The organism is Parahalioglobus pacificus (genome assembly GCF_014652275.1).
Lineage (GTDB): Bacteria > Pseudomonadota > Gammaproteobacteria > Pseudomonadales > Halieaceae > Parahalioglobus > Parahalioglobus pacificus.
Genome location: NZ_BMYM01000001.1, coordinates 340488 through 361444 on the forward strand (window position 1 = coordinate 340488; position 20957 = coordinate 361444).

23 protein-coding genes are annotated in these 20957 nt (G+C 59.0%); 13 read left to right on the forward strand and 10 right to left on the reverse strand.

What is annotated here, in order from left to right; all coding sequences use genetic code 11:
* The first annotated feature begins 34 nt into the window (after positions 1-34).
* Genes IE089_RS01600 through IE089_RS01610 form a run of 3 tightly spaced genes read left to right on the forward strand, consistent with a single transcriptional unit; the run spans position 35 to position 1965 of the window.
* Positions 35-832, forward strand: coding sequence for a sulfurtransferase (locus IE089_RS01600; RefSeq protein WP_189474530.1), 798 nt, complete (start codon positions 35-37; stop codon positions 830-832).
* A 27-nt stretch (positions 833-859) separates the two neighbouring features.
* The gene (locus IE089_RS01605) at positions 860-1564 is read left to right on the forward strand and encodes a class I SAM-dependent methyltransferase (RefSeq protein ID WP_229802527.1); all 705 of its coding nucleotides are present in this window, start codon (positions 860-862) and stop codon (positions 1562-1564) included.
* Positions 1564-1965 carry an acyl-CoA thioesterase gene (locus tag IE089_RS01610; RefSeq protein ID WP_189474532.1) on the forward strand — a complete coding sequence of 134 codons (402 nt, stop codon included), beginning with the start codon at positions 1564-1566 and terminating at the stop codon, positions 1963-1965. The genes IE089_RS01605 and IE089_RS01610 overlap by 1 nt, the downstream gene beginning before the upstream one ends.
* Here the strand turns inward: IE089_RS01610 and IE089_RS01615 are convergent.
* Genes IE089_RS01615 through IE089_RS01640 form a run of 6 tightly spaced genes read right to left on the reverse strand, consistent with a single transcriptional unit; the run spans position 1944 to position 5544 of the window.
* Entirely contained in the window at positions 1944-2492 is a 549-nt protein-coding gene (locus IE089_RS01615) for a nuclear transport factor 2 family protein (RefSeq protein ID WP_229802528.1), read from the reverse strand. The genes IE089_RS01610 and IE089_RS01615 overlap by 22 nt on opposite strands.
* Entirely contained in the window at positions 2489-3256 is a 768-nt protein-coding gene (locus IE089_RS01620; protein WP_189474533.1) for a pyridoxine 5'-phosphate synthase, read from the reverse strand. Before IE089_RS01620 ends, IE089_RS01615 begins: the two co-directional genes overlap by 4 nt.
* 56 nt (positions 3257-3312) lie before the next feature.
* Complete coding sequence (locus IE089_RS01625; RefSeq protein WP_189474535.1) at positions 3313-3885, reverse strand: peptidylprolyl isomerase; 573 nt, start codon at positions 3883-3885, stop codon at positions 3313-3315.
* Positions 3886-3912: 27 nt separating this feature from the next.
* On the reverse strand, positions 3913-4584 hold the full coding sequence (locus tag IE089_RS01630) for a TIGR04211 family SH3 domain-containing protein (protein WP_189474537.1): 672 nt from the start codon (positions 4582-4584) through the stop codon (positions 3913-3915).
* 55 nt (positions 4585-4639) lie between these two features.
* Positions 4640-4939, reverse strand: a complete 300-nt coding sequence (locus IE089_RS01635) for a YciI family protein (protein WP_189474539.1) — start codon at positions 4937-4939, stop codon at positions 4640-4642.
* A 2-nt stretch (positions 4940-4941) separates the two neighbouring features.
* A complete protein-coding gene (locus IE089_RS01640; protein WP_189474541.1) occupies positions 4942-5544 on the reverse strand; it encodes an inner membrane-spanning protein YciB in 603 nt (200 codons plus the stop codon).
* 92 nt (positions 5545-5636) lie between these two features.
* On the opposite strand from IE089_RS01640, the gene IE089_RS01645 reads away from it, so the two are divergent.
* The 5 genes from IE089_RS01645 to rluB all read left to right on the forward strand — a co-directional run bounded on the left by IE089_RS01645 (position 5637) and on the right by rluB (position 9861).
* Positions 5637-6491, forward strand: a complete 855-nt coding sequence (locus IE089_RS01645) for a PHP domain-containing protein (protein WP_189474543.1) — start codon at positions 5637-5639, stop codon at positions 6489-6491.
* Complete coding sequence (locus tag IE089_RS01650) at positions 6488-7111, forward strand: L-threonylcarbamoyladenylate synthase (protein ID WP_189474545.1); 624 nt, start codon at positions 6488-6490, stop codon at positions 7109-7111. The genes IE089_RS01645 and IE089_RS01650 overlap by 4 nt, the downstream gene beginning before the upstream one ends.
* A 116-nt stretch (positions 7112-7227) precedes the next feature.
* Entirely contained in the window at positions 7228-8028 is an 801-nt protein-coding gene (locus tag IE089_RS01655; protein WP_229802669.1) for a segregation and condensation protein A, read from the forward strand.
* A 3-nt stretch (positions 8029-8031) separates the two neighbouring features.
* Positions 8032-8895: an SMC-Scp complex subunit ScpB gene (gene scpB, locus IE089_RS01660; RefSeq protein WP_189474549.1), complete on the forward strand. Its 864-nt coding sequence runs from the start codon at positions 8032-8034 to the stop codon at positions 8893-8895.
* 156 nt (positions 8896-9051) lie between these two features.
* On the forward strand, positions 9052-9861 hold the full coding sequence (gene rluB, locus IE089_RS01665) for a 23S rRNA pseudouridine(2605) synthase RluB (protein WP_373294714.1): 810 nt from the start codon (positions 9052-9054) through the stop codon (positions 9859-9861).
* Here rluB and IE089_RS01670 read toward each other — a convergent pair whose 3' ends face one another.
* From IE089_RS01670 to IE089_RS01685, 4 genes are read right to left on the reverse strand one after another with little or no spacing between them, the layout of a single operon-like run.
* Entirely contained in the window at positions 9862-10611 is a 750-nt protein-coding gene (locus tag IE089_RS01670) for a YciK family oxidoreductase (protein WP_189474553.1), read from the reverse strand. It lies immediately after the preceding gene.
* 14 nt (positions 10612-10625) lie between these two features.
* A complete protein-coding gene (locus IE089_RS01675) occupies positions 10626-11312 on the reverse strand; it encodes an HAD family hydrolase (RefSeq protein WP_189474555.1) in 687 nt (228 codons plus the stop codon).
* Complete coding sequence (gene ubiG / locus IE089_RS01680; RefSeq protein WP_189474557.1) at positions 11309-12019, reverse strand: bifunctional 2-polyprenyl-6-hydroxyphenol methylase/3-demethylubiquinol 3-O-methyltransferase UbiG; 711 nt, start codon at positions 12017-12019, stop codon at positions 11309-11311. Before ubiG ends, IE089_RS01675 begins: the two co-directional genes overlap by 4 nt.
* On the reverse strand, positions 12016-13353 hold the full coding sequence (locus IE089_RS01685; protein ID WP_189474559.1) for a TRZ/ATZ family hydrolase: 1338 nt from the start codon (positions 13351-13353) through the stop codon (positions 12016-12018). The genes ubiG and IE089_RS01685 overlap by 4 nt, the downstream gene beginning before the upstream one ends.
* Before the next feature lie 315 nt (positions 13354-13668).
* Between IE089_RS01685 and gyrA the strand changes: the two genes are divergently transcribed.
* The 5 genes from gyrA (at position 13669) to aroA (ending at position 20954) form a co-directional block, all read left to right on the forward strand.
* Positions 13669-16284, forward strand: a complete 2616-nt coding sequence (gyrA, locus tag IE089_RS01690; protein ID WP_189474561.1) for a DNA gyrase subunit A — start codon at positions 13669-13671, stop codon at positions 16282-16284.
* 196 nt (positions 16285-16480) lie between these two features.
* Positions 16481-17560: a 3-phosphoserine/phosphohydroxythreonine transaminase gene (gene serC / locus IE089_RS01695; RefSeq protein WP_189474563.1), complete on the forward strand. Its 1080-nt coding sequence runs from the start codon at positions 16481-16483 to the stop codon at positions 17558-17560.
* A 9-nt stretch (positions 17561-17569) separates the two neighbouring features.
* Entirely contained in the window at positions 17570-18688 is a 1119-nt protein-coding gene (gene pheA, locus IE089_RS01700; RefSeq protein WP_189474565.1) for a prephenate dehydratase, read from the forward strand.
* A 13-nt stretch (positions 18689-18701) separates the two neighbouring features.
* A complete protein-coding gene (locus IE089_RS01705; protein WP_189474567.1) occupies positions 18702-19604 on the forward strand; it encodes a prephenate dehydrogenase/arogenate dehydrogenase family protein in 903 nt (300 codons plus the stop codon).
* Between the two features lie 45 nt (positions 19605-19649).
* A complete protein-coding gene (gene aroA / locus IE089_RS01710) occupies positions 19650-20954 on the forward strand; it encodes a 3-phosphoshikimate 1-carboxyvinyltransferase (protein ID WP_189474569.1) in 1305 nt (434 codons plus the stop codon).
* Positions 20955-20957: the final 3 nt, after the last annotated feature.

Here is a 20957-nt window from a genome sequence, read left to right on the forward strand (position 1 = left end):
ACATGCCAATCCATGACGCAGCAGAGAGCGCACTATGTATACGGATAACCTGGTTGCAGCGGATGCCATCCCTGCTGACGCGATCATCGTCGATTGTCGCTTTGCGCTGGGCGATAGCGCGGCTGGTCGAGAAGCTTATGAACTCGGGCACATTCCCGGCGCCTACTATCTGGACTTGAATAGCGATCTCTCGGGTCCCGTCCTGAAAGAGGGCGGGCGTCATCCCTTACCCGCTGCCACCGATTTCGCGCAGACGCTGTCGCGATGTGGGATCACGCCTGACAGTGTCGTAGTGGCCTACGACGACTCGCGTTTTGCGTACGCAGGCAGGCTGTGGTGGATGATGCGTGCTGCCGGATTTCGTCCACCGGCGCTGATCAACGGCGGCTACACAGCGTGGCTGGCAGCCGGAGGGCAACCCTCAACGGCGAGCCCGGTTGCAGTTGAGCCCTTGGAAACCAGTGTCCAAGGCTTCGCCGGCAACCTGAATCGGGCCGAGGTCATTACCGCGCAGTCGGAGGGCGCGGTCCTTGTCGATGCCCGTGAACCGCGAAGGTATGCCGGGCTGGAAGAGCCTATCGACCCGGTGGCCGGCCATATTCCCGGCGCGATGAATCAACCCTGGCTGGAAATAACAGATGAGGCCGGTTTTGTGCTTCAGCGCGAAGCACTGTCTCAGCGCCTGGCTCCCTTGCTTGAGCAGGAGAGGCTGATCGCCTACTGCGGGTCCGGTGTTACTGCCTGCGTCATTCTGTTCGCGTTGGCCCTTTTGGGGCGCGATGATGCTGGCCTCTACAGCGGAAGCTGGAGTGATTGGTGCAGTGCTCTTTGAGTAGAGAAGCACCGAGCAGGCACACCAATGAGTGATGAAAAAACCATGAACTCACAGCTCCCAGCTGTGCATGAACCCCTGAGTGACGCCGTAGCGGCTCTGTTGCCTGGCGCACAAGTGATACCGCAAGCGCTGCCGGGTATCGACGATCTACAGCTACTGCTGTTAAACCCGGATTATCCCCAGCACGAGTTGCCACCGGAGCAGGCTGCTCGGCTGATGGACGAGCCCTTGTACTGGACGTTCTGCTGGGCCTCCGGCTTGGTGCTGGCGCGATGGCTAATGGACAACCCGGATGCGGTAGCGGGAAAACGAGTGCTCGATTTTGGTGCCGGATCGGGCGTTGTGGCGATCGCAGCTGCGCGCTGTGGCGCCACCGAAGTGATTGCCTGCGATCTCGACCCGCTGGCGCTGAGGGCTTGCGCTGCAAACGCTGCACTGAACGATGTCGACCTGACGCTGGCCAGTGACTACGCAGCTGTTGAAGGCGATATCGATGTGATACTCGTCGCGGACGTGCTGTACGACCGCAGCAACCTGCCCTGGCTATCCCGTTTTGTAGGGCGAGCGAAAGACGTGGTGATGGCCGATTCCCGTCTGCCCGACTTCAAGCACCCCAACTACCGATTTATTTCCCAGCATGAGGCCAGTACCTGGCCCGATCTGGATGAGTCACAGGAGTTTCGTAAAGTGCGTTTGTACTGCTCCACCGCCACAAAGGAATCCAACTGATGTCGCAGCTATTTACCCTCACGATTACCCCGCGTTTCTATGAGACAGATGGCGTGGGGCATATCAACAACGTCTCCATCGCGGGCTGGTTCGAGACGGCGCGGATTCGCGCCATGGAATCGCTGGGTGCAGAAGGAGAATTGATGCATTGGGTGTTGGCGTCCATCAAGATCGATTTCCAGGGCGAGACATTTTACGGCGAGGAAGTGACTGCGACGGTGACCGCGATTACCCCGGGCAACAGTTCACTCACCGTGGACTGCCAGATGACTCAGCAAGGGCGTAATACGGCGTTCGGTCGGGCGGTGATGGTGCACTTGGATCGTGACGGCGGGGGCACTGCGCCCATGCCACAAGAAATGCGCGAGCGCTTATCGGGTTACGGCAAGGGCGCCGGCTGACCCGGTTGTAGCAAGCGGAAAAGCTGGTAGGAGGGGTCTTGCGTATCGGCCCTGCCGATGTGCGAGCCGGCAATCATGGGGTGCGTTAGATCAACGGTGGAGGGTTGATTGATCGTTGCCCAGTCGGCCAGTACAGCGCGGTAAGTAAACTTCCAATCGCCGTCGCGCTTCTCATACTTGTCGAGATAGCGACCACCGATGAGCAGATCCAGCGGGGCGGTATTGTCTTCTACCTGATGATAGGCCAGAACGTAGTGCTCGCCTTCGGCGTAGTCGCCATCCTGCACCACCGTAGACGTGGTGATGTTGTGGTGCAGTATGCGCATGGGCGCCTGAATGTCGGGCAGTTTGTCGATGAACGCCATTGCCGGGCCCGAGAAGAACCCGCCGTGGTCGTCGATGGCGTCTTCATGATAGAGCGAGCGCATTAGGGTTTGGTCGCGTCGATCTGCGGCCCGGCAGTACACATGCACCAGGTCCATGATGGCCTGACGATCCTGCAGGGCTTCCAGCGAGGGTGGCTTCACTGCCCCTTCCCGAGCGCGAGCTGATAGGCGCGAACGGCTTCGATAAGGCCCATCTGCAGTGCATCCACCGTGAGCGCATGCCCGATAGAAACTTCCAATAAGCCCGGTAGCGTCGCAAACAGCGGCAGGTTGTGCAGATTCAGGTCATGTCCCGCATTGATGCCCAGACCGCATTCGGTTGCTGCCTCAGCGGCGGCAACAAATTCGGCAAATACTGCCTCGTGGTTTTCCTGCGCCTCAAAAGCGCGGGCGTAGGACTCCGTATACAGCTCGATCCTGTCAGCACCCACCTGGGCGGCCAGACGTATTTGCTCGGGTACCGGGTCCATAAACAAGCTGGTGCGTATGCCCAGTGATTTGAGCTCTTCGAGCAGCGGAGCGACGCGATCGCCGTCGCGAGTCAGGTCAAAGCCGTGGTCCGAAGTCAGTTGGTCGTCGCCGTCAGGCACCAGCGTGCATTGCGCAGGGCGGATCTCGCGCACCAGATCCATGAATCCGGGGTAGTCGGACACGCCGGCTCTGTCACTGGCTCGGGGCCCGGTGAACGGATTGCCTTCAATGTTGAATTCAACCTTCAGCATATCGGCCAGGTCAAAGCAGTCCTGGGCGCGAATGTGACGCTGGTCCGGGCGGGGGTGAACGGTGATGCCATTTGCGCCGGCATCAATGCATTGCTGTGCATGCGCCGGCACATCGGGGTTGCGTGTGTCGCGGCTGTTCCGAATCAACGCGATCTTGTTCAGATTGACGCTCAGGGCAGTCATGGGTATCTCGGCGCTGTTATCTGTGGGTCAGGGCTGTCATTCGTGGCTCAGGGCTGTTAAAGCAGGCTCTTTCGCTCGATTGCCTGAATGATAATGGGATCAACGGGTACGTCGTTGTGCGAGCCTACGCGTGTCACCGGCGACGTGGCGATGAAATCCACAACATCCATGCCGGAGGTCACCTCACCAAACACGGTGTAGCCCTCTTGGCCGGGTGCCCAGTCCAGCTGGAGATTCGTGCGTTGGTTGATAAAAAACTGGCTGGTCGCAGAGTCTGGGTCTGCTGTGCGAGCCATTGCCAGGGTACCGCGCACATTGTGTACACGATTGCGAGACTCATTCTTAATGGGCTCGCCGGTAGGTTTCTGCGCCATCTCAGGCGTGAAGCCGCCGCCCTGAATCATAAAGTTTGGAATGACTCGGTGAAAAATAGTCCCGGCGTAATGCCCCTCGTCCACATACTTGAGAAAGTTCTCAACGGTAATGGGTGCCTTGTCCCGGTAGAGACGAACTGAGATATCACCCTGTGTGGTCTTGATGACCACTTGCGGGTTGGGCAGGGGTGTCTCCTCGGCCAGGCTAAAGGGGGCGAGCAGTAAGCCCAGACTCATTACGAAGGCGCGTAGCATAGTGTTCTCTCCGGTGAAGTGATGGGATCAGGCCCAGCCGTCATTGCGTTTGCGCTTGGGCCAAAGCCGGGGCACGACCAACGCGATAATGACGCCAAGCAGCACAGCCAGCGCACCGTCCATAAAGGCGTTGTTACGCAGTTTATCTTCAAGGCGCTGATTCTCGGATTCCAGCATGTCCACTGAGGCGCGAAGTGTTTCGCTGGTTTCCACCAGTCGACGGTTATCCGCGTCCAGCTGTACCGCTTTGCCCGAAATCTGTTTCAGCTGTGTCAGTTCCTCCGACACACTGCGCAGATCACTCTCAGTGCTGGTGGATTGATTCAACAGGTCGACCTTTTCAGAGTTCAGCGCATCCAACTGCGACTGTAGCGTCGCGTTCTCGTCAGCCAGCGTTTGCACGCGTTGTTGGGCGGAGTCCAGTGCAACCTGCGCAGGTGTATCTGTCATTAAGTACTGTGAACGTATCCAGCCAGAGGTGCCACGGTCGGTGGTTATTTCTGCCCAGTCACCGTCTTCGGATTGTTGGGTGACGGTTAAACGCGTGCCTGAGGGGATGCCGCGGTGCACGATGCGGTACTGGCTACCGGCGCCGCTGCGCAGTGGCACAAACTGTTGGTCAGAGACATAGCGAACATCCTGCGCCAGGGTGCTAGTCGCGGCAATCATCAGGGCGGTCAGGGTAGCGAAACGCAACAAAACTTTTTCCTCAAATAGTATCGATGGGCGCGTGGCCTAGAGTAGCACTGGCCAATCAGGGCAGCACCCGCTTGTAGGGCTTGACGCTCACGCGCTGAAATACGCCTGCGGCGACATAGGGGTCGCCATCGGCCCAGGCCTGTGCCTCCTCCTGGCTGTCGAACTCGGCGATGATCAGGCTACCGGTGAACCCCGCCTCGCCCGGGTCAGGTGTATCCAATGCAGGGTGTGGGCCCGCCACCAGCAGACGGCCTTGGTCTACCAGTGTCTGAATCCGTTCCAGGTGTGCGGGTCTGGCCGCTTGACGTAGCGGCAAGCTGTTGGGGACATCTTCGCAGATGATGGCATAGAGCATAGTTAGCTATCGCTTGGTTCAGGTTGATCCGGGCCGTCTTCGGTGAGATGGGGGCTCACAATAACAGCAGTGAGTATGGTCAACAGCAGGGTAAATCCGATGGCTGAATACAGCTTGTAGCTCACCCAGGTGGCCTCGCTGAAGCCGTAGGCAACAACCAGGTTCAGTGCGCCCACAATGGTGAAGTTGCTGACCCATAAGAGATTCAGCCGCGTCCATATTGCTTTGGGCAGCACGATCTGACTTCCGAGGGTGCGCTCCATCAAATTGCGGTCGCCGATAAACTGCGATGCACCGAACACCAGTGCGAGTACCCAGTTGAAAATGGTGGGCTTCCATTGAATGAACAGTTCGTTGCGAAACGCGAGGGTCAGGCCGCCAAAGCCGATCACCGCCATCGCCATCCAGAGACCGCGCTTCTCGATTTCCCGGGTCATTGCATAGTTGATGGCTAACTGTACCAGCGTTGCAGCCATTAGCACGGCCGTAGCGGTGAAGATCCCATCGATGGTGTGGCTCCACTGGCCCAGCGTCACGGTATCACCGTCCATCTGATAGACGATGAAGAACAGGGCAATGGGGACGAATTCCAGAAGTTGTCGCATGCTTAAAAGTGTCTACTCGCGCCGTGATACCCTAGCGCCTTAGGGTGGACCGCGGTGGTCTCACCCGATCAGAGGTGGCAATTCTAAAGACTGTGTTGATTGACTTCCACACTCATAGTACGGCGTCAGACGGGGCGCTGGATCCGCTGGTACTCCTGGAGCGGGCACAGGCGGCCGGTGTAACGGCGTTTGCCATCACGGATCACGACACCATTGCAGGGTATGAAAAGGCCATCAAGGCGTTTAGCGGGCCCATGCAGCTGCTGCCCGGTGTGGAGTTATCCTGCCAGTGGGCTTCTACAACCATTCATGTCGTGGGGCTGAATTTCGACCCTGAGCACCCGACCATCACCGCCGGATTGGCCCAGCTCGACAAGGCGCGTGCCGATCGCGGGCAAAAAATCGATGAGCGACTGGCCAAGCGAGGCATGCCCGGGGCGCTTGCGGGCGCTCTGGAGAAGGCCGGAACCAGCCAACTTGGCCGACCCCATTTCGCCGCGTGGATGGTGGAGCAGGGGCACGTAGCCGATATCAATGAGGCCTTCGACAAGTTTCTTGGGCAGGGCAAACCCGGCGATGTCAAAGCCTACTGGCCCGAACTGGCCACGGTCACCGGGTGGATTGTCGACAGCGGTGGTATCCCTGTGATGGCCCACCCCCTGAAGTATCGCTTCACTCGCATGAAGCTCAAACGCTTGCTGGAAGATTTTCAGCAAGCCGGCGGCAGAGCGCTGGAATTGCTCAGCGGTCGGGGAAGTCTCCCCGAGCAGCGAGCGCAGTTGGAGCGCCTGGCACGGGAGCTGGGTCTGGCTGTGTCAGGCGGCAGCGATTTCCATCGCGATGGCCCCTACGCGCCAAAACTGGGTGTAGAATTGCGCCACTTTGCGGATCTCACCCCAATTTGGGAGCTGCTGACACCGCCGCCGACCACCCGGAGCCCCGATTGAGCCAGTTCTTCCAAATCCACCCCGATAACCCCCAGGCGAGGTTGGTTCGACAGGCCGTGGATATCGTGCGTGGCGGCGGGATCATTGCCTATCCAACGGATTCTGCCTATGCGCTGGGGTGTCATATTGGCGACAAGAACGCACTGGACCGGATTCGACGGATTCGCAAACTTGACGACCGGCATAACTTCACCCTGGTGTGCCGCGATCTGTCGGAGATTGCCACTTACGCCAGGGTTGATAATCAGGTTTATCGATTGCTGAAGAGCTGTACGCCTGGCCCGTATACCTTCATTCTGCGCGCAACGTCCGAGGTACCCAGGCGCCTGATGCATGCCAAGCGCAAGACGGTGGGGCTGCGGGTCCCTGATAACGAAATTGCGCTGTCGCTGTTGCGTGATCTGGATGAGCCTCTGATGAGTGTCACCCTTGTCATGCCCGGTGATGACTACCCGCTGATCGACCCCTATGAGATACGCGAGGTGCTGGAGCATCATGTGGATCTCGTTATCGACGGCGGCTATTGCGGCATGGAGGCCACTACCGTGGTGGATTTGGCCGATGAGGTTCCGTTGATTCTGCGCGCGGGCAAAGGCGATTTGGCGCCCTTTGAAGCCTGAGGCTAGCCTTACACGGGCCGAACAAAGCACGGTATACTGCCGCGAAGACAGAGACGATGAAGCCCCCAGTGAGCGACCCCAGTACCCAAACCAACCCTGACGCTGCCCCCGCCCTGATGGGCCCTGTGCAGCCACAGCAGGGTGAGATGCCCTTTGCAGTCGTGATGGGGCAGGCAGTGACCGAACTGCCGAAGGATCTGTACATTCCGCCACAGGCGCTGGAGGTGTTCCTAGAGGCCTTCGAGGGCCCGTTGGACCTGCTGTTGTACCTGATTAGGCGGCAGAACCTCGATATCCTCGAGATCGATGTATCCGGCATCACCGAGCAATACATGCAGTACGTGGAACTCATGGACGCCATGCGCTTTGAGCTGGCGGCGGAGTACTTGCTGATGGCTGCCATGCTGGCCGAGATCAAGTCGCGCATGTTGCTGCCGCGCTCCACTGACATTGAGGAAGACGAGGAAGACCCGCGTGCGCAATTGATTCGTCGTCTCCAGGAATACGAGCGCTTTAAGAAGGCGGCGGAGGACATCGAAGAGATGCCGCGCATGGAGCGCGATACCTGGGTGGCCAGCGCCAACCCTCCCGAGCTGAATCGAGAGCGCGCGGAGCCTGATGTTGATATGCGCGAACTGCTGCTGGCGCTGGGAGAGGTGCTGCGGCGAGCGGATATGTACGAGAGTCACCATGTGCAGCGTGAGGCGCTGTCTACTCGCGAGCGTATGTCGCAGGTGTTGGAAACACTCTCGGGACAGCAGTTTGTGCCTTTCGTGTCGCTGTTCACCGCCAGCGAGGGCCGTCTTGGTGTGGTCGTCACCTTCCTCGCCGTTATGGAACTGATCAAGGAATCACTGGTGGAAATTGTTCAAACCGATTCATTTGGCCCCATTCATGTGAAGGCGAGGTCTGAATAGGGCATGGCTGAAACTGGACTGGTACAGATTCTCGAAGGCGCATTGCTGGCGGCGGGTAAGCCCATGTCGGTGGCACAGATGGCCGACCTTTTCGAAGAGCATGAGCGCCCTGAGAACGCACAGATTCGTGAAGCTCTGGGCGAAGTCTCCCAACGCTGCGATGATCGTGGTTTCGAGCTGCAGGAAGTGGCCAGCGGTTTTCGCTTCCAGGTGAGACAGAACCTCAGCCCTTGGGTGGGTCGCTTGTGGCAGGAACGGCCCCAGAAATACTCCCGCGCCTTGTTAGAGACGCTGTCCCTGATTGCGTACCGGCAACCCATCACCCGCGGCGAGATTGAAGAAATTCGCGGTGTGGCTGTGAGCTCAAACATTATCAAAACCCTGCATGAGCGGGAGTGGATTCGTGTGGTGGGCCATCGCGATGTACCGGGAAGACCTGCGATGTACGCCACTACTCGCCAGTTTCTGGACTACTTCAACCTGAAAAGCCTTGATCAGTTGCCCGCCCTGGCCGACATCCGAGACCTTGAGACGCTGAACGCTGAGCTTGGGTTCAGCGAGCCGTTGCCGGAAGAACTGCGAGAGCAGGCAGCAGCAGAGCAAGGCGAGGGCGCAGCGGCTGGCCCTGCTGCTGAAGATAGCGCAGCAGCAGAAGCGGTCAGCGACCACGATGCTGAGGAGCCAGAGTTTGCCGCGCCTGGTGACAATGAGTCGGCAGAGACTGATCAGGAAACACAGACTCCGGATTTGGCCGTTGTGGGTGGTACCGAGCATGTGCCGGTCAATGAGGATGGCGATGCCGAACCGTCGGAAGCGGACCCCGCTGCTACCCCTCTATCGGACGCTGAGTCCGAGCCGCGTCACTGAGCCGAACGACTCATGTCTAATGAACGTCCCTGGGCGAAGTCGCCCGACGCTGACACCCCTGACGCTGCTTCAGATAATCGAAAGTCGGATAAAAACGGCGATAACGAGAAACTGCAAAAGGTACTGGCTCGCACCGGAATAGGCTCGCGTCGTGAGATGGAGCGCTGGATCGAAAGCGGCCGCGTTGCAGTCGATGGCAAAGTCGCCAAGCTGGGTGACAGGGTCGATAAGAAAGCGCGCATCAGCATCGATGGCAGACCCCTTAACGCGGCGCCCGCCGGTGAAACGCGCTGCATCCTTTATCACAAGCCCACCGGCGAAGTATGTTCTCGTAAAGATCCCCAGGGCCGTCGCACGGTATTCGAGCGACTGCCAAAATTGAAATCCGGCCGCTGGATCTCGATCGGTCGCCTTGACTTCAATACGTCTGGCCTGCTGCTGTTCACCACGGATGGCGAGCTCGCCAATGCCTTGATGCACCCTTCATCCAACATCGAGCGCGAGTACATGGTGCGGGTGATGGGCGATGTGGATGAAGATAGCTTGCAGCGCATGATAGATGGCGTGATGCTCGACGATGGCATGGCGCGGTTCACCGATATTGTGACGGGCGAGGGTGACGGCATTAACCGGTGGTACTACGTGGTGATCATGGAGGGGCGCAACCGCGAAGTGCGCCGCTTGTGGGAGTCACAGGGGTTCACCGTGTCGCGACTGAAACGTGTTCGCTACGGTGAGGTTTTCATTCCGTCCAAGGTCAAGCAAGGCCAATGGATTGAGCTGGAGCCCAAGGAAGTCAAAAGCCTGTATCGCATGGCCGAGCTGCCGATTAAGACCGTCAAACGTAACACCGCCAAGGAGCGGGAAGTGATGGAGCGACAATTGGCAAAGCGCGGTAAAAAAGAACGTCGCTCACCTGCCAGCGGCGGTCGCGGTAAGAGCAGCGGTCGTAAAAGCGGCCGCTAACTACTGGGCGTTAATGGCCTGCCCGGTAACACCCACACTCGCATCACTCATCAAATAGACATAGGCCGGCATAATCTGGGCCGGTGACGGGTTATCCGTCGGCGTTTCACCGGGATAGGCCGAGCGGCGCATTGCCGTATTGGTGGCGCCGGGATTCAGGCTGTTGACGCGAATCTGGCTCGTATTCTCCAGCTCATCGGCCAGCACCTGCATCATTCCCTCGGTGGCAAACTTTGAGGCCGCGTAAGCGCCCCAGTATGCGCGGCCATTGCGTCCTACGCCGGAACTCGTAAACACCACTGAGGCAGCCGGAGCCGCAGACAGCAATGGCAGCAGGCAGCGGGTCAGCAGGAACTGTGCGTTGACATTGACCTGCATGACATCGCACCAGGGCTGGTAACCCGCAGAGGCGAAGGGGCGGCGCTCGCCGAGGATGCTGGCGTTGTGCAGCAAACCGTCCAAGCGCCCAAAATTGTCGACCAACGTTGCCGCCAGTGTTTGCGCCTGGGGCTCGTCAAAGGTGGCGAGATCCACCGGCAGGATCGCAGGCTGGGCGCCGCCAGCGGCTTCGATTTCGTCGTAAACCTTGTCCAGTTTGCTCTCAGTACGTCCCAGCAACAATACAGTCGCTCCGCACGCCGCATAGGTGAGCGCTGCGCTGCGCCCGATGCCGTCGCCGGCCCCTGTAACCAGGATGGTTTTACCAGCGAGTGAGTCTGGCGCAATCTGAAAGTCTTTTGCGGTTGTCATGATCGAGGGCCCTTTCAGGCGGGAAAAATTGTGGTTATGAGGTCTCGGCTATCCGTGACGATGGCATCGGCGCCCCATCGCGCTGCGTCGTCGTCGGGCTCAATGTAGCCATAGGCGGCGGCGATGGTGGCCATGCCTGCGCCGCGCCCGGCCTCGATGTCGCGCAGATGGTCACCTACATAGATCGCCTCGCTGGGCGCACAGCCAAGATGGCGACAGTTGAGGTACAGTGACTCCGGGTGGGGCTTGCGGTCGACCACGTCATCCGGGCAAACCAGACTGCCCGCTGGCGGTTGAAAGTCGAGTGCCTCAATTAGCGGTGCTGCGTATGCACGTGGTTTGTTGGTGGCAATACCCCAGCTGATGTTTTTCTCGGCCAGCGCCTGTAAAAGCTCTGGTATACCGGGGTAAGGCGTAGCGGCGGTGCCCAGCACCTCGCCGTACAACGCCAGCAGGCGCAACCGCTTTTCCTCGAAGCCGGCGTCGTATTCAGTGAGCCCAAGCGCCAGCGAAACAAGTGCTCGGGCGCCATTGGATACCGACTGGCGTATTCTCGCTGCCGGCATGGGCGCCAGCCCTTCCTCGGCGCGCAGTGCCTGAACGACAACGACAAATTCTTCCGCCGTGTCCACCAGTGTGCCGTCGAGGTCGAACAGGACGGCGCTTATCGGCAAGGTGCGAGCATGCAGCGCTGTGCTCATGCGGGCTTGCTCGCTCGAACCATGTAGTTGACGGATACATCCCGCTCATCCAGTCGATAATTGCGTGTGATCGGGTTGTAAAGCAGCCCCGTCATGCCCTCCAATACCAGGCCTGCCTCACGCAACCAAAGCGCCATTTCTGAGGGGCGTATGAACTTGGTGTACTCGTGCGTGCCCGCCGGCAAAAGTTTGAGTATGTGTTCCGCGCCTACGATGGCAAATACAAAGGCCTTGGGGTTGCGATTGATGGTCGAAAAGTACAGCGTAGCGCCTGACTTAGCCATGTCTGCGCAGGCTTGTATCACCGCTGCGGGGTCGGGCACGTGCTCCAGCATTTCGAGGCAGCAGACGATGTCGAAGTGATCCGGGTGTTGGGCCGCCATGTCTTCGGCTGTGCTTTGGTGGTAGTCCACATCGACACCCGATTCCAGCTGGTGCAGGCGCGCAACCGACAGTGGCGCTTCCCCCATGTCGATACCGGTCACTGACGCCCCGCGATGGGCCATGGACTCCGCGAGGATGCCCCCACCACAGCCGACGTCGATGAGTGTCTTGCCGGACACAGGCGAGTGCTGGTCTATCCAGTTTGCGCGCAGCGGATTGATCGCATGCAGGGGTTTGAACTCGCCGTGTTTGTCCCACCAGCGCGAAGCCAGTGCCTCAAACTTCGCGATTTCCGCGGGGTCTACGTTTTGGGTGGCCGTCACGGCGTATCTCCTTGGCTCTGAATGCGTTGCTGCCAAGTGGCAACACGAGATTGCACGGAATCCCAGGGAATGGTTTGCAGCTGACGTGACAGCATCAGCGGCTTACCGCTCACCCAGCTATGGGTGACCTGGCTGCCGTTACAGCTGTAAACCAGCTGCGATGCGAGATGATAGAGCGGTTGGGTTTCCGGCCCGCTCATGTCCACTGCGATCATGTCGGCCTGTTTGCCGAGCTCTAAGCTGCCAGTGACGGACTCCATTCCCAGTGCGGTGGCACCGCCCAGCGTTGCCATGTGTAGTACGTCATCCGCAGACAGCGCAGTGGCGTCTCCGGTGCTGACTTTGGCCAGCAGCGCGGCGGCTTGCATCTCGCCGAAAAGGTTAAGGTCGTTGTTGCTGGCTGCGCCATCAGTCCCCAATGCGACATTCACGCCGGCGGATGCGAGCGCAGTGATTGGCGCAATGCCCGAGGCCAGTTTCATGTTCGACTGGGGGCAGTGGATGACCTGAGCGCCGCTCAGCGCCAGGAGCTTGATGTCGTCATCCGTGAGGTCAGTCATATGCACACACTGGGTCCGGGGGCCCAACAAGCCCAACCGGTTCAGGGTGACCAGAGGTCGCTCGCCAGTCTGCTCAATCGCTTGCAACACCTCGCCCCGGGTTTCGTGCAGGTGGATATGAACGGGCACATCCAGCTCTGCAGCCAAGGTAGACACTTTGGCCAGATTCGCTTCGGAGAGCGTATAGGGCGAGTGCGGCCCAAACACCAGATGTACCCGGTCGTTGTGCTTGTAGTCGTCCCGCAGTGCAAGGCCTTTGCTGATGTATTCGTCGGCGTCGCGGCCCCAGGCGGATGGGAAGTCCAGAATAGGAAAGCTCAGTTGGCAGCGCATTCCTGCGCGATTGGCAGCGGCAGCTACCGCATCCGGGAAGAAATACATGTCACCGAAGGTGGTCGTGCCGCTGCGTACCATCTCTGCCATGGCAAGCGTTGCGCCATCGCTGACAAACTGTTCACTGACATGGGCCGCCTCTGCTGGCCAGATGTGGTCGTGCAGCCAGGGCATCAGTGGTAGGTCGTCCGCGAAGCCGCGCAGCAGGCTCATGGCAGCGTGCCCGTGGCAGTTCACCAGCCCTGGCATCAGGGCGTGGTGGGGAAGATCCAGGGTCTCGCCGGCGGCAATGTCCTGCGCCTGCTCTCTCGGGAGAATGGCGCTGATAGCACCACCCGTTACCGCCACGCTGTGCCCCACCAGTGCCTGGCGTGATGGCGCGATCGGCAGGACCCAGCCCGCATGGATCAACAGGTCAGCGTGCATCGGGTTGTTGCTCATGGCAGGCGGCAGTCTCGTTAGTCTGTGATCGGTCAAAAAATGGCCAGTTCGGCACCCCGTTTCCCGCTTTTGGCAGTGTCGGAGGGGCAGCGGTCGGGAGTATAACCGCAATCGCGCGCCAACCGCCCGTCGCTGCCTTTTCAAGCGGGTTCAAAGGGTCAAAAACATAGCCGAACAGGGCTGTCTCCCGTATAATTTACGGTTTGGGTTTGGTGCCAAAAAAAGCTGTCTCAGCAGCTGCGCCGGACCAGTCAGTACAGGGGCTTAGAGACTGTCGATCGCGGCCCCGATCGGGAGCAAAGGACGTCATTCCTAATGGGTGAAATCGCCAAAGAAATCCTGCCCGTCAATATCGAAGACGAGCTGAAACAGTCATATCTTGACTACGCCATGAGCGTGATTGTTGGGCGCGCCTTGCCCGATGTGCGTGACGGACTCAAGCCGGTGCACCGGCGCGTACTGTTCGCAATGAATGAGCTCAATAACGATTGGAACAAGGCCTATAAAAAATCGGCACGCGTTGTGGGTGACGTCATTGGTAAGTATCACCCACACGGTGACTCTGCGGTGTACGACACCATCGTCCGGATGGCGCAGCCCTTCTCGATGCGCTACATGCTGGTGGATGGCCAGGGTAACTTTGGCTCTATCGATGGCGATTCCGCTGCTGCCATGCGTTACACCGAAATTCGCATGCAGAAAATCTCGCATGCCATGCTGGCGGATCTCGACAAGGAAACTGTGGACTTCGTCGACAACTACGACGGCACCGAACAAATTCCTGCAGTACTGCCCACTCGAGTGCCCAATCTACTGGTGAATGGTTCCTCGGGTATTGCAGTGGGCATGGCCACCAACATTCCGCCGCACAACCTCACCGAAGTGGTCAGCGGCTGCCTGGCGTTGATGGATAATCCCGAGATTACTGTCGATGAGCTGATGGAGCACATTCCGGGCCCCGACTTCCCCACGGGCGCGATCATCAACGGCCGCGCGGGCATTATCCAGGCCTATCGCACGGGTAAGGGCCGGATCTATGTGCGCGCTCGCGCCGAGGTGATTAAGGATGAGCAGAAGGGTAAAGAAACCATCATCATCCATGAAATCCCCTACCAGCTAAACAAGGCGCGCCTGATTGAGAAGATCGCCGAGCTGGTGAAAGACAAAAAGATCGAAGGTATTACTGAACTGCGGGACGAGTCCGATAAGGACGGTCTGCGCATTGTGATTGAATTGCGCCGCGGTGAGATCGGCGATGTAGTGCTGAACAACCTCTACGCCCAAACCCAGTTGCAGTCGGTGTTTGGTATCAACATGGTGGCGCTGGTTGACGGTCAGCCCAAGATCCTCAATCTGCGCGAGATTATCGAGGCCTTTATCCGGCACCGCCGGGAGGTGGTCACCCGCCGCACGGTCTATCTGCTGCGCAAGGCGCGCGAGCGCGGTCACATTCTCGAAGGACTGGCTGTTGCGCTGGCGAATATTGACCCGGTTATTGAGTTGATCAAGGCCTCCCCGTCGTCGGCTGAGGCGCGGGAAAGGCTGATTGCCAAACCCTGGGAGCCCGGGGAGGTCATTTCGATGTTGGAGCGTGCCGGCGAAGACGCCTGCAGGCCCGAAGACCTGGACGCGGCATTTGGCTTACGCGACGGGTTCTATCACCTGTCCCCGGCGCAGGCGCAGGCAATTCTGGACCTAAGGCTGCATCGCCTCACCGGACTTGAGCACGAGAAGCTGTTGAACGAGTACCAGGAGAAGCTGAGAGAGATCGCCGACTATCTGGAAATTCTCAGCGATCCCGACCGCCTGAAGATGGTTATTCGTGAAGAGCTGGAAGAAATCGTCACCGAGTATGGCGATGAGCGGATCACCGAGATCACTTCTTCGCAGCACGATCTCACGGTAGAAGACCTGATCACTGAAGAAGACCGCGTGGTCACCATTTCCCACGGTGGGTACGCCAAGACCCAGCCACTGTCGGATTATCAGGCCCAGAAGCGCGGAGGGATGGGTAAGTCCGCGACGGCAGTGAAGGACGAAGACTTTGTCGAACACCTGCTGATTGCCAGCACCCACGCCACGATCTTGTGCTTCTCTAACTTTGGTAAAGTGTACTGGCTGAAGGTTTACCAGATACCGCTGGCGGGGCGTAACTCACGCGGCCGCCCCATGGTTAACTTGCTCCCACTGGAAGACGATGAACGCGTGACCTCGATTCTGCCCGTGGAAAACTACGAGGAAGGCCACTACATCTTTATGGCAACCGCCAACGGCACGGTGAAGAAAACAGAGCTGACCGCCTTCGCACGGCAGCGCAGCGTCGGCTTGCGTGCCCTTGAGCTTGAGCCGGAGGATGTGTTGCTGGGTACTGCCATTACCACGGGAGACTGCGACGTCATGTTGTTCTCCAGCGAAGGCAAGGCGGTTCGATTCAATGAATCGGCAGTGCGCGCCATGGGCAGAACCGCCCGTGGTGTGCGTGGTATCAACCTGGGCGATGGGCATTCGTTGATCTCGCTGATCATCCCGGAAGAGGGCGGACGAGTGCTCACCGTGAGTGAAAATGGCTACGGTAAGCGGACGGAAGTCTCCGAGTTCCCGACCAAGGGGCGCGGCGGCAAGGGTGTCATTGCCATGCAGGCGAGTGAGCGCAACGGTCGACTCGTGGGCGCCACGCAGGTATTCACAGGCGATCAACTCATGTTGATCTCTAATCAGGGAACCCTGGTACGCACCCGGGCCGACGAAGTATCGGTACTCGGCAGGAACACGCAGGGTGTGCGTGTGATCCGTACCAAGGATGGTGAGTCCCTGGTAAGCCTTGAGCGGATCGAGGAGCCGGATGACGATGATCTGGCGACTGATACGGTGGAGCATGGCGATGCGAGCGATGCCACGGAGCAAGGCGATACCGACACCGCCGAGGAATAAGCCGGTGGTGGGAATGCGCGAGGGCGACCACCGTCGGTAGCCCTTTATGGGGACGTCTAGACTAAGACCCCTCGCGCGTGTCCGAGATGATTCAGTCTAAACAGATTTCTCACCCCTGACTGCCTGTAAGGCTGCTGCGCACCGGATGCGCATGCATCGTAAAAGATTCACAGTTTTGTTAATGGGAATAGCGGTTATGACCCGAAAGTACAATTTTTGCGCCGGCCCTGCGGCCTTGCCTGAACCTGTGCTTGCACAGGCACGCGATGAGATGCTCGACTGGCATGCAAGTGGCCTTTCCATCATGGAAATGAGTCACCGCAGTGCCGAGATTGTGGCTATAGCCGAAGGTGCTGAAGCCTCTCTCCGTCGTTTGCTCTCAATCTCAGATGACTACGCCGTATTGTTTGTGCAAGGGGGTGCCAGTTCCCAATTCGCCGCTGCGCCACTGAATCTTGCGGCAGGTAATGCACGCGTCGATTACGTAAACACAGGGCAGTGGTCGAAGAAGGCGATAGCCGAGGCTAAACGGTTCGCCGATGTAAACGTGGTTGCCACTGCTGGAGACACTAACTTTTCGACGATTCCTGCCTTCGACAGCTGGCAATTGAGTGATAGCCCGGCTTATCTGCATTACACGCCGAACGAGACCATTGGCGGTGTGGAGTTTTTCTGGACGCCCGAGGTGAACGCACCGCTGGTGGCCGATATGTCTTCCACGATTCTCTCGCGCCCCGTCGATGTCGACCGTTTCGGTGTGATCTATGCCGGTGCGCAAAAGAATATTGGCCCTGCGGGTCTCACGCTTGTGATTGTGCGCCGCGATCTGCTGGGCAAGGCGTCTGATGGCTGCCCGGCGATGATGGACTGGAAAGTCGCCGCTGATAATGACTCCATGTACAACACACCGCCGACTTACGGCATCTACCTGGCTGGCTTGGTGTTTGCCTGGCTGGAAGAGCAGGGCGGCCTCGCGGCAATGGAGTCCTTCAACCGTGCCAAGGCAGAAAAGCTGTACGGCGCTATTGATGGCAGTGATTTTTACGCAAACCCGGTAGAGGTTCAGAGCCGTTCCCTGATGAACGTACCTTTCACGCTGGCTGACAGTGCCTTGGACAAAACATTCCTGGCTGAGTCTGAAGAGGCGGGTCTGTTGAACCTAAAGGGGCACCGCTCCGTCGGTGGAATGCGCGCCAGCATCTACAACGCAGTGGGTGAAGAGGCGGTGGACGCATTGCTCGCGTTCATGCAGGATTTCGAGCAACGTCACGGATAGAGACACCGCATGGCTGATGATCGCGACCTGGACCAGGTCAGGGCAGACATCGACGCAATTGACCGCGAAATACAATCGCTGCTGAACCGCCGCGCGGGCTGCGCCCAGCGTGTGGCGGATATCAAGCTGGCCGAGGTACAGGCCGCCAGAGAGCAGGGTGATGGCGATGCGGAGGTGGTGTATTACCGCCCCGAACGCGAGGCGCAGGTGCTGCGCGGCATAATGAATCGCAATGAGGGTCCTCTGGCAGATGGCACCGTGGCTCACATTTTCCGTGAGGTCATGTCTGCCTGCCTGGCGCTGGAGCGCCCGTTGCAAGTCGCTTATCTGGGCCCTGAGGGTACGTTTACGCAAGCGGCAGCCATCAAACATTTCGGCCATGCGGCTGTCTGCGTCCCGCACAACACGATCGATACTGTGTTTGCCCAGGTGGAATCCGGCGAATGTAATTACGGTGTGGTACCCGTTGAAAACTCCACTGAAGGGATGGTCAGCCACACGCTGGACAACTTCATGGACTCGCCGCTGAAGATTTCTGGCGAAGTGGAGATGCGTATTTCCCACCACCTGCTGGTGGCCCCCGGCACTGACGAGGCACAGGTCACCCGTATTTGTGCGCACCAGCAAGCGCTGGCCCAGTGTCGCAATTGGCTTGATCGCCATTGGCCGAATGTTGAGCGCGATGCTGTGTCTTCCAATGGCGAAGCCGCGAGAATAGCCGCAGCTGAACCCGGAGTGGCCGCTGTTGCGGGCGATATGGCGGCCGAGCAGTACCAACTGGAGAAGCTGGCAGAGCATATTGAAGACTACGCGGATAACACCACGCGCTTCCTGATCGTGGGCCGTGAAGAAGTGCCGCCCAGTGGCAACGACAAGACATCAATCATCGTATCCAGTAGAAACAAGCCGGGTGCCTTGTTTGCCTTGCTGGATCCCTTCCGCCGCTCAGGGGTGAGTCTGACGCGTATTGATACGCGCCCATCTCGCACCGAGAAATGGGCCTATGTGTTCTTTATTGAATTTGAGGGCCACATGGGTGACGACCGGGTGTCTACCATCCTGAACGAGCTCGAGGAGCAGTCCATTCTGCTCAAGCCCCTTGGGTCGTATCCCCAGGCCGTCATGTAGTTGAGGTTGAACGGTGGCATACAAGACAGAAACGGTGGCAATACTCGGCTTAGGGCTCATTGGAGGGTCCCTGGCCCGCGCCCTGCGAGAGAACCGCTTTAGCCAACGGTTTATTGGCTATGGTCGACGCTTGCCTTCCCTGGAGCAGGGCGTTGCTCTGGGGGTGATTGACGAATACACCCAGGACCTTGGCGAGGCAGTATCGGCGGCGGATATTATCGTGATCGCTGCGCCGACACTGGTCGCCGCAGACCTGCTTGATGAAATACTGGCGCTGACCGATGGTCATGCGCATGCCCCGCTTGTTACAGACGTTGCCAGTGTGAAGGGTAACCTACATGCACGAGCCCAGCGCGACGATGGCACACTGCCCCCCAATGTGGTGTTGGGCCATCCTATTGCGGGGTCTGAGCGCTCCGGCGTTGCGGCCTCCGATGCCCGCTTGTTCGTGAATCACCGGGTGATATTAACGCCGGATGTGGGCAATGACCCCGCGGCGGTGGATACGATAGCCGCCATGTGGACAGCCACCGGCGCTGATGTGGTGCAGATGTCAGTGAAAGATCACGACACAGTATTGGCGGCGACCAGCCATTTGCCCCATGCCTTGGCTTATGCATTGGTTGATGCGCTGGCCCAATCAGATGCGAGCGATGACATCTTTCGATTTGCGGCAGGCGGCTTTCGCGATTTCACCCGCATTGCATCCAGCGACCCCGTTATGTGGCGCGATATCGCCATTGCCAACCGCGATGCGCTGTTATCGGCCATCGACACGTTCGGTGAGCATCTGGCCATCTTGAGAGAGCAGGTGGCTGCCAGCGACGCCGATGGTATGGAAGCAACTTTCACCCGCGCGAAAACCGCGCGGGATGAGTTTGCTGCTATTTTGGCGCAGCGCCAGCGCGGTCACTAGCGCCGTCCAATAGCCGGCACAATCCTTTATAGGTAAGAACAGACTATGGAATTCAATCTTCTGCCGGGCGGCACACTCACCGGCGAAGCCCGTGTCCCCGGAGACAAGTCCATCTCTCACCGCTCCATCATGCTGGGAGCGCTGGCTGACGGCACCACCAACATCAGTGGCTTCCTCGAAGGGGAGGATGCCCTTGCCACGGTTGCTGCCTTCAGGGCCATGGGCGTGTCCATTGAGGGGCCCGATGACGGTCGAGTCATTGTTCATGGTGTGGGCGTGGATGGGCTTAAAGCCCCACAACAGCCAATGGACATGGGCAATTCCGGTACCAGCATTCGGCTGCTCAGTGGGCTACTGGCGGGTCAAGCATTCTCAACGTCGCTGACGGGCGATGCCTCCTTGCAGGGCCGGCCTATGGGGCGTGTGATTGATCCACTCAAACTGATGGGTGCTGCCATAGAAGGCACCAATGACGGTAAACCGCCGCTCCACATTACTGGCGCGCAGGCGCTTCGCGGTATTCACTACGATCTGCCCATGGCCAGTGCTCAGGTCAAATCCTGCGTACTGTTGGCGGGGCTGTATGCCCAAGGCAGGACCTCCGTTACTGAGCCAGCACCCACCCGAGATCACACGGAACGTATGCTGCGAGGCTTCGGTTACAAAGTGGATAGGGACAACGGTGTTATCGGACTGCGAGGCGGCGACAGGCTAACGGCCTGTGACATCGAGGTGCCCGCGGACATCTCGTCAGCTGCGTTTTTCCTAGTGGCTGCCAGCATCGCGCCGGGCTCCGACGTATTGCTCACTCACGTGGGTATCAACCCTACCCGCATTGGAGTGTTGAACATTCTCAGCCTGATGGGCGCAGACATCACATTGCGCAATGAGCGCGAGGTGGGCGGCGAGCCCGTCGCTGACATTCGGGTGAAGTATGCGCCGCTGCGTGGCATTGAGATTCCTGAAGACCAGGTGCCCCTGGCGATCGACGAGTTTCCGGCGCTGTTTATTGCCGCGGCCTGCGCCGAGGGCACAACCGTCCTGCGCGGTGCTGAAGAGTTGCGCGTCAAAGAAAGCGACCGCATTGCCAGTATGGCCGAAGGATTGACGACACTCGGTGTACGCAATGAAGTGTTGGACGATGGCATCGTCATTCAAGGGGGAACCATGGGCGGCGGCGTGATTCGCACTTTCCACGACCACCGGATCGCCATGGCCTTCAGTATCGCCGCGCTGCGTGCAGAGCAGGAAATCCGCGTGTTGGATTGCGATCACGTGGCCACCTCATTCCCTGGCTTCGACGCGCTGGCGCGCGGTCTGGGTTTGCAGATTTCCGCTCTGGCGGACTGAGGC